This is a genomic window from Micromonospora chaiyaphumensis, from assembly GCF_900091435.1.
Classification (GTDB): Bacteria; Actinomycetota; Actinomycetes; order Mycobacteriales; family Micromonosporaceae; genus Micromonospora; species Micromonospora chaiyaphumensis.
Genome location: NZ_FMCS01000001.1, coordinates 386,442 through 399,357, shown reverse-complemented (window position 1 = coordinate 399,357; position 12,916 = coordinate 386,442). Strand labels below are relative to the sequence as shown.

General features: G+C 74.2%; 12 protein-coding genes. 10 read left to right on the top strand and 2 right to left on the bottom strand.

Translation table 11 applies throughout. The features are described 5' to 3' along the window. Positions 1-69 precede the first annotated feature (69 nt). The 9 genes from GA0070214_RS02060 to GA0070214_RS02020 all read left to right on the top strand — a co-directional run bounded on the left by GA0070214_RS02060 (position 70) and on the right by GA0070214_RS02020 (position 7,955). Entirely contained in the window at positions 70-864 is a 795-nt protein-coding gene (locus GA0070214_RS02060) for an amino acid ABC transporter permease (RefSeq protein ID WP_091258375.1), read from the top strand. A 4-nt stretch (positions 865-868) separates the two neighbouring features. Next, positions 869-1,663, top strand: coding sequence for an amino acid ABC transporter ATP-binding protein (locus tag GA0070214_RS02055; protein ID WP_091258372.1), 795 nt, complete (start codon positions 869-871; stop codon positions 1,661-1,663). 28 nt (positions 1,664-1,691) lie between these two features. After that, the gene (locus tag GA0070214_RS02050; protein WP_091258370.1) at positions 1,692-2,114 is read left to right on the top strand and encodes an acyl-CoA thioesterase; all 423 of its coding nucleotides are present in this window, start codon (positions 1,692-1,694) and stop codon (positions 2,112-2,114) included. 78 nt (positions 2,115-2,192) lie between these two features. Then, positions 2,193-2,480: a DUF1905 domain-containing protein gene (locus GA0070214_RS02045; RefSeq protein ID WP_091258368.1), complete on the top strand. Its 288-nt coding sequence runs from the start codon at positions 2,193-2,195 to the stop codon at positions 2,478-2,480. Further along, a complete protein-coding gene (locus GA0070214_RS02040) occupies positions 2,477-3,271 on the top strand; it encodes an SIR2 family NAD-dependent protein deacylase (protein WP_091258367.1) in 795 nt (264 codons plus the stop codon). The genes GA0070214_RS02045 and GA0070214_RS02040 overlap by 4 nt, the downstream gene beginning before the upstream one ends. 99 nt (positions 3,272-3,370) lie before the next feature. Continuing rightward, positions 3,371-4,618 (top strand): low temperature requirement protein A, encoded by a 1,248-nt coding sequence (locus GA0070214_RS02035; protein ID WP_091258365.1) that lies wholly within the window; start codon positions 3,371-3,373, stop codon positions 4,616-4,618. A 105-nt stretch (positions 4,619-4,723) separates the two neighbouring features. After that, positions 4,724-6,076 carry an extracellular solute-binding protein gene (locus GA0070214_RS02030; RefSeq protein WP_091258363.1) on the top strand — a complete coding sequence of 451 codons (1,353 nt, stop codon included), beginning with the start codon at positions 4,724-4,726 and terminating at the stop codon, positions 6,074-6,076. Positions 6,077-6,084: 8 nt separating this feature from the next. Then, positions 6,085-7,035 carry a carbohydrate ABC transporter permease gene (locus GA0070214_RS02025; RefSeq protein WP_091258361.1) on the top strand — a complete coding sequence of 317 codons (951 nt, stop codon included), beginning with the start codon at positions 6,085-6,087 and terminating at the stop codon, positions 7,033-7,035. Continuing rightward, positions 7,032-7,955 carry a carbohydrate ABC transporter permease gene (locus GA0070214_RS02020; protein WP_244167506.1) on the top strand — a complete coding sequence of 308 codons (924 nt, stop codon included), beginning with the start codon at positions 7,032-7,034 and terminating at the stop codon, positions 7,953-7,955. Before GA0070214_RS02025 ends, GA0070214_RS02020 begins: the two co-directional genes overlap by 4 nt. Before the next feature lie 20 nt (positions 7,956-7,975). Here the strand turns inward: GA0070214_RS02020 and GA0070214_RS02015 are convergent, their stop codons facing one another. Beyond that, positions 7,976-8,740 (bottom strand): DUF427 domain-containing protein, encoded by a 765-nt coding sequence (locus GA0070214_RS02015; protein WP_208602615.1) that lies wholly within the window; start codon positions 8,738-8,740, stop codon positions 7,976-7,978. Positions 8,741-8,907: 167 nt separating this feature from the next. Here GA0070214_RS02015 and GA0070214_RS02010 point away from each other — a divergent pair, with 167 nt between their 5' ends. Continuing rightward, a complete protein-coding gene (locus tag GA0070214_RS02010) occupies positions 8,908-10,131 on the top strand; it encodes a multidrug effflux MFS transporter (protein WP_091258358.1) in 1,224 nt (407 codons plus the stop codon). An 18-nt stretch (positions 10,132-10,149) separates the two neighbouring features. Here GA0070214_RS02010 and GA0070214_RS02005 read toward each other — a convergent pair whose 3' ends face one another. Further along, positions 10,150-12,894: an AAA family ATPase gene (locus tag GA0070214_RS02005; protein ID WP_091258356.1), complete on the bottom strand. Its 2,745-nt coding sequence runs from the start codon at positions 12,892-12,894 to the stop codon at positions 10,150-10,152. Between the last annotated feature and the right edge of the window lie 22 nt (positions 12,895-12,916).

Here is a 12,916-nt window from a genome sequence, read left to right as displayed (position 1 = left end):
CGGCCGGAGGGCGCGCCCCGCGCGCCCTCCGCTCCGGCACCCCTCCGCACCGTCCTAGGAGCGCCGAACGTGAAGCTGCGACGCCGCCAGCGAGAGCGGCTGTCCCTCTGGCTCCAGTACCTGGCCTTCGTGGCCGTCATCGCCGTGGTGATCTTCGCGGCGGACTGGGGCCGCCTGCGGGAGGCGTTCTTCCGCGTCGACATCATCGAGTCGATGTTCCCGACGATCATCACCGTCGCGCTGCGCAACACGATCCTCTACACCCTGGGCGCCTTCGCCTTCGGGTTGGTCTTCGGCACCGTCCTGGCGCTGATGCGGCTGTCCCGGGTGGCGCCGTACCGGTGGGTGGCCACGGCCTACATCGAGCTGTTCCGGGGCCTGCCCGCGCTGCTGGTGCTGTTCCTGGTCGGCTACGGCATCCCCATCGCCTTCCCCGAGCGGGAGATCCCCGGCGGCGTGTTCGGGTCGATCGCCATCGGTCTGGGCCTGACCGCCGCCGCGTACATGGCCGAGACCATCCGGGCCGGCATCCAGGCCGTGCCGAAGGGTCAGATGGAGGCGGCGCGCACCCTCGGCATGTCGCACTTCACGGCGATGCGCACGATCGTCATCCCGCAGGCGTTCCGGATCGTCATCCCGCCGCTGACCAACGAGCTGATCCTGCTCACCAAGGACTCGTCGCTCGCCTACGTGCTGGGCGTGACGGCGCAGACCATCGAGGTCACGAAGTTCGGCCGGGACACCCTCAACGACCGGGTGAACGCCACGCCGCTGCTGGTGGCCGGGCTCACCTACCTGATCATCACCCTGCCGCTCTCGCAGGTGGTACGCCGCCTCGAACTCCGCTACGCCAAGGCCCGGTGACCCCATGACGACCAGCCCGTCCCAGCCCGCCGTCGAGATCCGCGACCTGCACAAGTCCTTCGGGCCGCTCGAGGTGCTCAAGGGCATCGACTTCGAGGTCGGCCACGGCGAGGTGGTCTGCGTCATCGGGCCGTCCGGGTCCGGCAAGTCGACGCTGCTGCGCTGCGTCAACCTGCTGGAGGAACCGACCGCCGGCAAGATCTGGGTGAACGGCACCGAGATGACCGACCCGGACGTCGAGATCGACGCCGTGCGCCGCGGCATCGGCATGGTCTTCCAGTCGTTCAACCTCTTCCCGCACCTGACCGTGCTGGACAACCTCACCATCGCCCAGCGCCGGGTGCTGCGGCGCGGCCGCGCCGAGGCCGAGCGGGTCGCGCGGGCCAACCTGGACCGGGTCGGCCTGAGCGACAAGGCCGGGGCGTTCCCGGCCCAGCTCTCCGGCGGTCAGCAGCAGCGGGTCGCCATCGCCCGGTCGCTGTCGATGGACCCCCAGCTGATGCTCTTCGACGAGCCGACCTCCGCGCTCGACCCCGAGCTGGTCGGCGACGTCCTCACCGTCATGCGCAAGCTGGCCGAGGACGGCATGACCATGATGGTGGTGACCCACGAGATGGCCTTCGCCCGGGACGTCGCGGACCGGGTGGTGTTCATGGACGGTGGTGTGGTGGTCGAGCAGGGGCCGCCGGAGGAGGTGCTGGGCGCGCCGCGGCACGAGCGGACCCGCTCGTTCCTCTCCCGGGTCCTCGACCCGACCCACGTCGCGCAGCTCGGGCGGCCCGACGAGACCGCCGGGTGATGTCGTTCCCGTCGGTAGGCTCGACGCCATGGGAGATCCGTTCCGGGTGCGCGTCACCGTCCGCGGCTACGAACTCGACACCCAGGGCCACCTGAACCAGGCCGTCTACCTCCAGTACGGCGAGCACGCCCGGTGGGAGTGCCTGCGCGCCGCCGGCATCCCGCAGGACCGGCTCCTCGCCGGCGGCGTGGGGCCGGTGGCCCTGGAGGTCACCCTGCGCTACCTGCGGGAGCTGCGCGGCGGCGACGAGGTGGACGTGTCCTGCGAGTTCCGCTGGGGCGAGGGGAAGACGTTCCAGATCGTGCAGGACCTGACCCGCCCGGACGGCACCCCGGTCGCCACCATCACCGGTGTGGGCGGCCTTCTCGACCTGGCCTCCCGGCGGCTGGTGCCCGACCCCCGCGTGCGGTTCCGTCAGCTGGCCACCGACCCCGAGCCGATGAACCTCTGAGCCGCCCAGGCGCCGCGTCGGTGCTGGTCGCGGTGCGGGTGCTGCGGGCCGGACGGGATCGACGCCTATCCTGATCGGGTGGAGCTGGAGTTCAGCGGCGAGGTGTGGTTCTGGCGGGGGCCCGCGCCGTGGCACTTCGTCACGGTGCCCGACGAGCTGTGCGGTGAGCTGGAGGCGGCCTCGGCGTCGGTCACGTACGGCTGGGGGATGATCCCGGTGACCGCGCGGATCGGCGGGACCGGATGGGAGACGTCGCTCTGGCCCAAGGACGGGCGCTACATCGTGCCGGTGAAGACCGCGGTCCGCCGGGCCGAGGGGATCGCGTTGGGTGACCGGGTGGACGTCCACCTGACCGTCACGCGATGACCGGCCGACGGAAGCCGGAGCGGATGGACCTGGCGGATGCGGCGGAGGCGCTCGCGGGGGCGCGGCGGCTGGTGGTGTTCACCGGCGCCGGCATGTCGGCGGAGAGCGGTGTCCCCACCTTCCGGGACGCACTCACGGGCCTGTGGGAACGGTTCGACCCGCAGGCCCTCGCCACCCCGGAGGCGTTCCGCGCCGATCCGGCGCTGGTCTGGGGCTGGTACGAGTGGCGGCGCGCCGCCGTCGGCCGCGCCGAGCCGAACCCGGGGCACCGGGCCGTGGCCGCCCTGGCCGCCCGGGTGCCGGACACGGTGGTGGTCACCCAGAACGTCGACGACCTGCACGAGCGGGCCGGGTCCGCCGCCACGGTCCACCTCCACGGCAGCCTGCTCACGCCGCGCTGCTCGGCCTGCGCCGAGCCGGCCCCCGCGCCCGGGGCCGGTGCGGAGCCGGGGGAGGGCCGGCGGCTCGAGCCGCCCCGCTGCGGGCACTGCGCCGCGCCGGTTCGGCCCGGGGTCGTGTGGTTCGGCGAGGCGCTGCCCGAGCCGGCCTTCGCGGCCGCCGTCGAGGCGGCGTACCGGTGCGACGTGCTGCTCACCGTCGGCACGTCCGGCCTCGTGTATCCGGCCGCCGAGATCCCGCAGGTCGCGGCCCGCCGGGGCGGCACCGTGATCCAGGTCAACCCGGAGGAGACGCCGCTGGACGCGGTGTGCGCGGTGAACCTGCACGGACCGGCGGCCCGCGTGCTCCCGGCCCTCGTGCGGGCCGCGTGGGGTGACCCCGCGGGGGCGTGACCGCGCACCCGGCCAATCACCCGAATCCGCGCACCGCTCCCGCCGCGCCGCCTACCGTCGGCGGAGGCGACCGGTCGGGGGCGGCAGAGGGGCGACGACGTGGGGCGGGACGGGGCACGGTGGCGTCCGTCGTGGCCGCGCCCGCCCGCCCCCGCGCCGGCCGGGCGCCGGGTCACGCCGTTCGAGATCTTCTTCGACCTGGTCTTCGTCTTCGCGCTCACCCGCATCATGTCGCTGATCGGGCAGCGGGCCACCCCGGCCACCATGGGGCAGGGGCTGATCCTGCTCGTGCTGCTCTGGATCGCCTGGTCCTCGTACACCTGGTTGGGCAACCACACGCGGGCCGAGGTCGGGGTGGTCCGCGGCGGGTTCCTGGTCGCGATGGCGGCGCTGTTCGTGGCCGCGCTGGCCATGCCCGAGGCCTGGACGTCCGGGCCGGGCCTGGACGGGCCGCTGCTCGTCGCGCTCGCCTACGTGCTGCTCCGCGTCGTCCACCTGGGGCTCTATCACTGGGCGGCGGCCGGGGTGCCCGGGCTGCGGGCGCGGATCCGGTTCTTCGCGGCGGTCAGCGCCGTCGGCTGGGTGCCGCTGCTGCTCGGCGCGTTGCTCAGCGGGACCGCGCACGCCGTGCTGTGGGTGGCGGCGTTCGTCGTCGAGATCGGCGGGCAGCGCCTGTCCTACGCGCGGCGCGGCACCTGGCCGCTGCGCAGCGCCAGCCACTTCACCGAGCGGCACGGCCTCGTGCTGATCATCGCGCTCGGCGAGTCGCTGGTCGCCGCCGGGGTGGGCGCCGGGTCGGCGGTGACCCGGCTGCCGGTCCTCGGCGTGGCGCTGGTCGGCTTCGCGGTCACCTCCTGCCTGTGGTGGCTCTACTTCGACCGGGCCGGACCGGCCGCCGCCCGGGTGCTCGCCACGGCGACGGGGGAGCGGCGGGACCGGATCGCCTCGGACGCCTACAGCCAGACCCACCTGCTGCTGATCACCGGCGTCATCTACCTGTCGCTCGGCGTCGAACAGGTGCTGGCCCTCGTCGCCGGCGGTCACGGCGGCGGCGCGCACGCCGAGGGCGCGACGATGAGCTGGTCCGCCTCGGTGGCCCTGTACGGGGGCGCCGCGCTCTTCCTGGGCGGCCGGCTGCTCTTCCTCCGGCTCACCGGGCAGCCGGTCCCGCCGGCGCAGCGGGCCGTCGTCGTGCTGGTCCTGCTCCTGCTGCCGTCCGGGGTGGTGCTGCCGCCCGCCGGGGCGCTCGGCGTGCTCGGCCTGCTCCTGCTCGCCGCGGTCGCCGTCGAGCGGCGGTCGGGGCGGCGCGGGACGAACGCCGGTCCGCCCCCTCCGGAGGGCGGTTGATATCGATCGATCAACGACTTCTCCGAACCGGGTTTGAAATTTCCGGGAACCGGAGAAGTGCAGGTCGCGCGGGCAGGGTGGCCCGTGCGACTACGGGAGGTGGCCATGTCACGGAGACTGCGGGCGACCGCGTTGGCCGGGGTGCTGACCCTGGCGCTCAGCGGCTGCGGCGGAGTTGGCGGCGGGGGTGACTCCGGCGGTGGCGACAGCAAGGGCAGCGGCGCCTTGAGCACCATGGGCTTCGGCCTCTCCGACGAGATCGCCAAGACGCGCGTGGACGCCTTCAAGAAGGACCACCCGGACGTCCGGCTGAACATCACCGAGGGCGCCTTCGACGAGCAGCAGTTCCTGTCGGCGGTCGCCTCGGGCAACCCGCCGGACCTCGTCTACATGGACCGCAAGCTCATCGGCACGTACGCCAAGCGTGGCTCGATCCAGCCGCTCACCGACTGCGTCGAGAAGCAGCAGATCGACCTGGGGCAGTACCGGCAGGCCGCCAAGGACCAGGTCACCCTCGACGGCACGGTCTACGGCATCCCCGAGTTCTCCCAGGTGCGGGTGCTCTATCTCAACGAGGCGCTGCTGAAGCAGGCCGGCCTGACGGCCGACGACGTCAACCTCGCCGACTGGGCGAGCCTGCCGGCGGTCAACACGAAGCTGGCCAAGGTCTCCGGTGGCCGGCTCAGCCGGATCGGCATCGACCCGAAGATCCCCGAGTTCCTGCCCATGTGGGCCAAGGCCAACGGCGCCGAGATGATCTCGGCGGACGGCGCCAAGGCCAACCTGACCGACCCGAAGGTGGTCGAGGCGCTGACCACCGGCGTGAAGCTCATCCAGGACCAGGGCGGCTGGGGCAGGTTCAAGTCGTTCCGGGACACCTTCGACTTCTTCGGCGCCCAGAACCCCCTCGCCAAGAACCAGATCGCCGCGTGGCCCATGGAGGAGTGGTTCCTCAACCAGGCCGCCAAGAACAGCCCCAAGGCCGAACTGGTCGTGAAGCCCTTCGTGGACCGGCAGGGCAAGCCGCTGACCATGTCCTCCGGCCAGGCCTGGGTGGTCACCAAGGGCGCGAAGAACCCGGACGCGGCCTGCGCCTTCGTCAAGCAGATGACCGCCACCGACACCTGGTTCGCCGCCGCGAAGGCCCGGGCCGAGGCCCGCAAGGCGGCCAACCTGCCGTTCACCGGCGTCTGGACCGGCAACACGGCCGCCGACAAGAAGATCTTCGACGAGCTGTACCAGCCGACCGGCAACAAGCGCTTCGACGACGCGGTGGCGACCATCCGCGAGGCCCAGGACGCCGCGTTCGCGATGCCCGCCTCGCCGGCCGGCGCCGAGTTCGACAAGGCGTGGACCGACGCCGTGAACCGGGTGCTCTCCGGGCAGGCGCAGCCGGCCGAGGCGCTGGCCCGGGCCCAGCAGGAGGCGACCGCCGCGCTGGACAAGGCCGCGGGCTGAGCCCGGCCATGGCCACCACCGTCACCCCTCCCGTACCGGGCCGGCGGCGCCGCACGCCGCTGGCCCGGCGGGAGGCCCGCTGGGCGTACGTCTTCCTGGCGCCCTGGATCGTCGGGTTCCTCGTGTTCACGGCCGGCCCGATGGTCGCCAGCCTGTGGCTCAGCTTCACCGAGTACGACGTCATCAACGCGCCGCGCTGGACCGGGCTGGACAACTACCGGCAGCTCGTGGCGGACCCGCAGGTGGCGCGCAGCCTCGGCAACACCGTCTACTACACGGCGCTGCACGTGCCGCTGGTGATGCTGATCTCGCTCGGGCTGGCCCTGCTGCTCAAGCGGGTGGGCCGCTGGCAGGGCTTCTTCCGTACCGTGTTCTACCTGCCGGTGATGACTCCGGCGGTGGCCGTCGGCATCCTGTTCCTGCTGCTGCTCAACACCCAGGACGGCCTGATCAACCGTGGCCTGGCGCTGCTCGGGATCGACGGTCCGAGCTGGACCACCGACCCGGGCTGGGTCATGCCCGGCATCGTGCTCATGAGCCTGTGGAGCCTCGGCTCGACGGTCATCATCTACCTGGCCGCGTTGCAGAACGTGCCCCGCGACCTGTACGAGGCCGCCGACCTCGACGGGGCCGGCGCGTGGGCGCGGTTCCGCCACGTGACCCTGCCGATGATCTCCGGCTCGCTGTTCTTCACGTTGATCGTCAACACGATCGCGTCGCTGCAGATGTTCACCGAGGTCTACACCATGTACTTCGGGAACCGGCAGACGCAGGGCTCGTTCAACAGCGACGCGGCGTCGTTCTACGTGATCCACCTGTTCCAGGAGGCGTTCCAGTTCCTGCACATGGGCTTCGCCTCGGCGATGGCCTGGCTGCTCTTCCTGATCATCCTGATCATCACGGCCGTGCAGGTGAAGCTGAGCAACCGGTTCGTCTACTACGAGGGGGAGGACCGGTGACCACGACGAGTCAGCCGGTGGGCAGCGGCATCGCGAGCACCGCGGTGGCGCCGGTGGCGGCGCCCCGGCCGGAGGCCCGGGAGGACGGCCGGCGGCCGCGCTGGCAGCGGATCCTGTTCGTCGTCGCCCTGGTGGCCGCGGCGGTGATCTTCATGCTGCCGTTCGTCTGGCTGGTCAGCGCCTCGCTGCGGCCCCGCGAGTACGTCTTCGCCCCCGGCTTCCTGCCCACCCCGTTCGCGCCGGACAACTACGCCGAGGCCTGGCAGGCCATGCCGCTGCTCACCTGGCTGTTCAACAGCGTGGTGGTGGGGGTGGCGGCAGCCGCCGCGGCGACCCTGTCCAGCGCCTGGGTGGCGTTCGGGTTCGCGTACTTCCGGTTCCCCGGCCGGAACCTGCTCTTCGGTCTCGTGCTCGCCACGATGATGCTGCCGTTCGCGGTCACCATGATCCCGACCTACCTGATCTGGAACCGGCTCGGCCTGGTCGACACCCAGGTGCCGCTCTGGGCCGGCAACCTCTTCGGGTCGGCGTTCTACATCTTCCTGCTGCGGCAGTTCTTCCTCTCCCTGCCCCGCGAGTACTTCGAGGCGGCCCGGGTCGACGGGGCGAGCTATCCGCAGCTGTTCTGGAAGCTGGCCTTCCCGCTGATCCGCCCGGCGCTGCTCGTGGCGTTCGTCTTCGAGTTCAAGGCGAGCTGGACCGACCTCATCAAGCCGCTCATCTACCTGCGCAACGAGCAGCTCTACACCCTGCCCCGCGGGCTCAAGGTGATCCTCGACCGGTTCGGGTACGGCGGCGAGCAGCAATGGGAGATCGTCCTGGCCGGCAGCGTGATCGCCACCGTGCCCATGATCATCCTGTTCTTCCTGGCCCAGCGGCACTTCGTGGAGGGCATCGCCACCACCGGCCGCAAGGGGTGACCCGGGCCTCGACCGCCGGGTCAGGAGAAGTGCGTCCGGGGCCGGGCGAGGCGTTTCCCGTCCACGATGAGGTCGACCTTCTCGTTGTAGAAGGCCACCAGCCCGGCGATCGGCCGTAGCGCGGCGGTGGGGTAGTCGTACGACCAGGCCAGATCCGGGTGGACCCGGTCGCCGGCGCGCACCGACCAGTAGCCGCTGGTGCGTCCCTTGTACGGGCAGGCGGTCCGGGTCCGTGACGGCACCAGGTGCCGGAAGTCCACGGCGGTGCGGCTCAGGTAGTAGCGGGTCGGCAGGCCGGTCTCGAAGACCAGCACCGGCGCGGTCGACTCGGCCAGCACCGTCCCGTCCAGCTCGACCCGGACCCGGCGGGTGGAGCGCAGCGCGTCGACCCGGGAGTACGGGTTGCGGGGGTGGACGAAGACCTCCTCGTCCTCCTCGAACCACGCGTCCAGGGCGGACCAGTCGAACCGGATGGTGTCGGCCAGCCCGGGCGGCGCGTCGGCGCCGTACCACCGGGCGCAGGAGGCGCGCGCGAACTCGCCGATCCGCAGCCCGTGCAGCCGTGCCGTGCCGAGCGGCGTCTCCTCGGTGCGTTCCTCGTCGACCAGCAGGTTCCGGCGGACGTCGGCGGCGGGGACGTAGTACTGCGGGTAGGGCGGCCACTCCCACACGTACCGCGCCCGGCCGGTGTCCAGGACCAGCTCGCCGGCCAGGAAGGCGCGGATCCGGCGGGGCGCCGGCTCGATCCGGCCGACCTCGGCGGCCGGCTGGGGGTACTCGGGCACGTGTCTCTCCTCCCGCTGCGACATGCGGCGGACGGTTCAACGAGCCGATGTGACCTGGGGCACCTTCGGCGACGGCGGGAATGAGATCCGGCCTCGATGATTTGCTGCCAGGTGTGACCACTGCGCAGTCCTCTCCCGCCCCGACCGCCGAGACACCGGGTGATTTGATGAGCCGCGGGCAGCAGGCGCGCCTCGTGCTGGTGCTCGGCTCGCTGATCGCCATCGGGCCGCTGACCATCGACATGTACCTGCCCGCGCTGCCGGCCATCACGGCGGACCTGGAGACCACCTCGGCCGCCGTGCAGCTCACCCTCACCGGCACCCTCGCCGGGCTCGCCCTCGGCCAGTTGCTGATCGGCCCGCTCTCCGACGCGGTGGGCCGGCGCCTGCCGCTGCTCGCCGGGATCGCGCTGCACATCCTGGCCTCGCTGCTCTGCGTGGTCGCGCCGACCGTGCAGGTGGTGGGCGTGCTCCGGATCCTCCAGGGGCTCGGCGTGGCGGCCACCTCGGTGGTCGCGACGGCCGTGGTCCGCGACCTGTTCAGCGGCGCCGCGTTCGCCCGGCTGTTCTCCCGGCTCATGCTGGTGATGGGCGCGGCGCCGATCCTGGCGCCCACCCTCGGCAGCGGGCTGCTGCGCTGGTCGGACTGGCGGGGCGTGTTCGTGGCCCTCGCGGTCTTCGGGCTGCTGCTGGTCGTGGTCGCGGCGGTCGGGCTCCGGGAGACCCTGCCGCCGGAGCGCCGCCGCCACGGTGGCGTCGCCGCCGTCGGCCGGGACTACCGGGCGCTGCTGCGGGACCGGACGTTCGTCGGGCTCGTGCTGGTCACCGGGCTCGCCATGGCGGCGCTCTTCGCGTACGTGGCCGGGTCGTCGTTCGTCTTCCAGGAGCGGTACGGGTTGGACGAGCAGCAGTTCGGGCTCGCGTTCGGCGCCGGAGCGGTCGGGCTCATCACCGCCACGCAGCTCAACGTGCGGCTCCTGCGCCGGTACACCCCGCAGCGGATCCTGGTCACCGCGCTGACCGTCGGCACCGCGGCCGGGCTGGTGCTGGTGGGTTTCGCGGCCACCGGCGTCGGCGGCCTGCCGGCCGTGCTGGCCGCCCTCTGGGTGGTGCTCGCCGCGGCCGGGCTCGCCATGCCCAACGCGCCGGCCCTGGCGCTGTCCCGGCACGGTGAGGCGGCCGGCACGGCCGCCGCGCTGCTGGGCGCCGTCCAGTTCGGTGTCGGCGCGCTCGCCGCGCCGCTGGTCGGTGTGCTGGGCACCGGCAGTGTGGCCATGGCCGCCGTGGTGGCCGGTGGCATGGCCGTGGCCCTGGTCGTGCTGCTCACCGTGGTCCGGCCGGCCCGGCTGGCCGCGGTCGAGCCGGCCGCGGTCGCCGTCGCCGTGCACTGACGACGGGCCGCGCCCGGGTCAGCGGGGTGCCGGCCGGCCCATGGCCGCGCCCAGCTCGGCGCGGGTGGAGATGCCCAGCTTCCGGTAGACCCGGGCGAGGTTCGCCTCCACGGTCTTCGGGCTGATGAACAGCGCGTCGGCGATGGCCCGGTTCGTCTGCCCCCGGGCGGCGAGCCGGGCCACCCGCTCCTCGGTGGCGGTCAGCGCGGTCGACGTGGGGGCCCGCCGGCCGACCCGGGCCAGTTCCGCCTGCGCCCGTTCGGCGAAGGCGACGGCCCCCAGCGCGTCGAACTCGGCGACCGCCGCCTCCAGGGCCTCCCGGGCCTCCCGCCGCCGGCGGGCGCGCCGGTGTGCCCGGCCGGCGGCCAGCAGGCAGCGGGCCCGGTCCAGCGGCAGCACGTCCGCCGGCACGGCGGCGCGGGCGGCGACCAGCGCGGCCAGCGCCGGCGCCGGGTCGGCGCCGCTCGCGCTGTCCAGCAGCACCCGGCTGCGGGCGAGGCCGAGGGCGGTCCACGGGCGGGCCAGCCGCCCGTGCCGCTCGGCGAGCCGGTCGTACGCCGTCGCCGCCGTCGCCAGGTCGCCCGCGCCGACGCACGCCTCGATCCAGTCCGGTTCGAAGCGCTGCGCCAGCGGCTCGGCGATGCCCGAGACGTCCAGCTCGACGGCCAGCGCCCCGTACGCGGCCGCGGCCGTGCCCCACTCGCCGGCGGAGAGCGCGACCAGGCCGGCGAGCTGGTGGTGGATGCGCCGGCACCAGGCGTCGTCGAACTCGTCGGCCCGGCGCAGCCCCGCCGCGGCCACCGCGCCGGCCTCGGCCAGGCGCCCCCGGTGCGCGTCGAGCATCCCGGCCAGCCAGGTCTCGCCCACCAGGCCGGTGCCGAGCTGCTCGCCCAGGTCCCGGGCGGCGGCGATGTGCGCGCCGGCGGCGGTGAACCTTCCGGCCAGCAGCTCCGCCTCGCCGAGGTGGGTGAGCGTCTCGTGCTGCCAGGGTTCGTCACCGCGGGCCACGGCCCGGTCCAGCATGCGGTGCAGCCGGGTGCGCGCCCGGTCGTGGTCGTCGACCGCCTTCCACCAGATGGCCGGGATCGAGCCGGCCAGGAAGGACGGTTCGCCGGCCTCCAGGGCCAGCGCCCGGTCGAGCAGGTCGGTGCGGGCCGGCCGGCCGGCGCGTACCTCGTGGAAGAAGAGCAGCAGCAGCGCGGCCGTGAGCAGCGGGCGGTGCTCGTCCCGGTCGGTGAGCCGGGCGATCGCCGCCTCGGCGTGCCGGCGGGCGGGCTCCGGCGCGTCGTGGAACAGGGTGAGGTGGGCGTGGATCCGCCCGGCCAGCCGGCCGCCGGGGTCCGCGGCGGCCAGCGCCCGCTCGGCGACGGCGACCGCGCCGGGCAGGTCGTCGACGCACCAGGCGACCATGGCCCGCAGCAGCAGGGACTCGGCGTGGGCCGGGCCCGTCAGCCCGGCGGCGGCGGCCTCGGCCGCCCGGCCGGCCGCCGCGTAGTCGCCGCTGTCCAGGCGGCACTGCACCGCGTCGAGGCGGCGGCGGTCCCGCTCGGCGGTCGCCTCCGGCGGGGTCAGCTCGGCGGCCCGGTCGTACCACTCGGCGGCGAGGGCGGGTGCGCCGCGCTGCCGGTGCCGCGCCGCGGCGGCGGCCAGGTCGGCGGCGACCACGGCGTCCGGCGCGACGGCGCACCGGGCGAGCTGCCGGGCCCGTTCGTCCGGGTCGGACACCGCGTCGGCCAGCACGCCGTGCAGCCGGCGCCGGACGCCGGGCGGGATGCTATCGCGCACCGCGGCGGCGTAGCGGGGATGGGCGAACTCGATGCGGTCCGGCGTGACGACGACCAGGCCGGCGTCCTCGGCCGCGTCGAGTGCCTCGACCGGCACACCGGCGGCGGCCAGGTCCTTGCCGGTGGGCACGGTCAGCAGCGCGGCCAGGCGTACCGCGTGGCGGCCGGGGCCGGGCAGCGCGCGCAGGGTGTCGGCGAGCAGGTGGCGCAGCGAGGACGGCACGGGCAGGTCCTCGTCCGGCCCGGGTGGCCGGGGCAGCCGCAGCACCGCGCGGGCCAGTTCGATGGCGAGCAGCGGGTTGCCGTCGGCGTCCCGGGCCAGCCGGGCGAGCAGGGGACGGCTGAGCGTGCCGCCCAGCCGCGCCCGGACGATGCGGTGCAGCTCGACCGCGCCGAGCGGCGGCAGGTCCACCCGGCGGAGCGGGTGGTGGCCGGTCGGGTCCTCGTCGAGGCCGAGCGGCACGGGGGCCGGTCCGGCCTCCCCGGTGCGGCGGGCGACCAGGACGGCGGGCCGCCGGGTCAGGCGGCGCAGCGCGAACCGCAGCGCCCGCTCGCTCGGCGGATCCAGCCAGGGCGCGTCGTCCACGGCGAGCAGGACCCGCGCGTCGCCACCGGTCGCGGCGTCGAGCAGGGTACGCGTGGCTGCGCCCACCGCCCGCTCGTCGACCGCCTCGTCGTGGTCGCCGGTCAGCAGCACCACGTCGGCGGCGTTCCGCTGCGGCGGGGGCAGGGCCGGCACGTGGCGGGCCAGCGGCCGCAGCACGTCGGCCAGCGCCGCGTACGGCAGGGCCGCCTCGGCCTCGGTGGGCGCGCTGGTCAGCACGGTCCAGCCGGCCTGCCGGGCACGCGCCACCAGGGCTCGCCAGAGGGTGGTCTTGCCGATGCCGCTGGGGCCTTCGAGCAGGGCCGGCGCCCCGCCGAGCAGGGCGCGCCACACCTGCTCGACCACCGCGTCGCGGCCGACCAGGGAGGCGTCCATGGCGGGATCCTGGCACAGTGGC

What these genes read in the sequence shown, in the direction of transcription:
- GA0070214_RS02055 (WP_091258372.1), top strand. Translation starts at nt 869, where the DNA reads ATGACGACCAGCCCGTCCCAGCCCGCCGTCGAGATCCGCGACCTGCAC.
- GA0070214_RS02050 (WP_091258370.1), top strand. Translation starts at nt 1,692, where the DNA reads ATGGGAGATCCGTTCCGGGTGCGCGTCACCGTCCGCGGCTACGAACTC.
- GA0070214_RS02040 (WP_091258367.1), top strand. Translation starts at nt 2,477, where the DNA reads ATGACCGGCCGACGGAAGCCGGAGCGGATGGACCTGGCGGATGCGGCG.
- GA0070214_RS02030 (WP_091258363.1), top strand. Translation starts at nt 4,724, where the DNA reads ATGTCACGGAGACTGCGGGCGACCGCGTTGGCCGGGGTGCTGACCCTG.
- GA0070214_RS02025 (WP_091258361.1), top strand. Translation starts at nt 6,085, where the DNA reads ATGGCCACCACCGTCACCCCTCCCGTACCGGGCCGGCGGCGCCGCACG.
- GA0070214_RS02010 (WP_091258358.1), top strand. Translation starts at nt 8,908, where the DNA reads ATGAGCCGCGGGCAGCAGGCGCGCCTCGTGCTGGTGCTCGGCTCGCTG.
- GA0070214_RS02005 (WP_091258356.1), bottom strand. Translation starts at nt 12,894, where the DNA reads ATGGACGCCTCCCTGGTCGGCCGCGACGCGGTGGTCGAGCAGGTGTGG.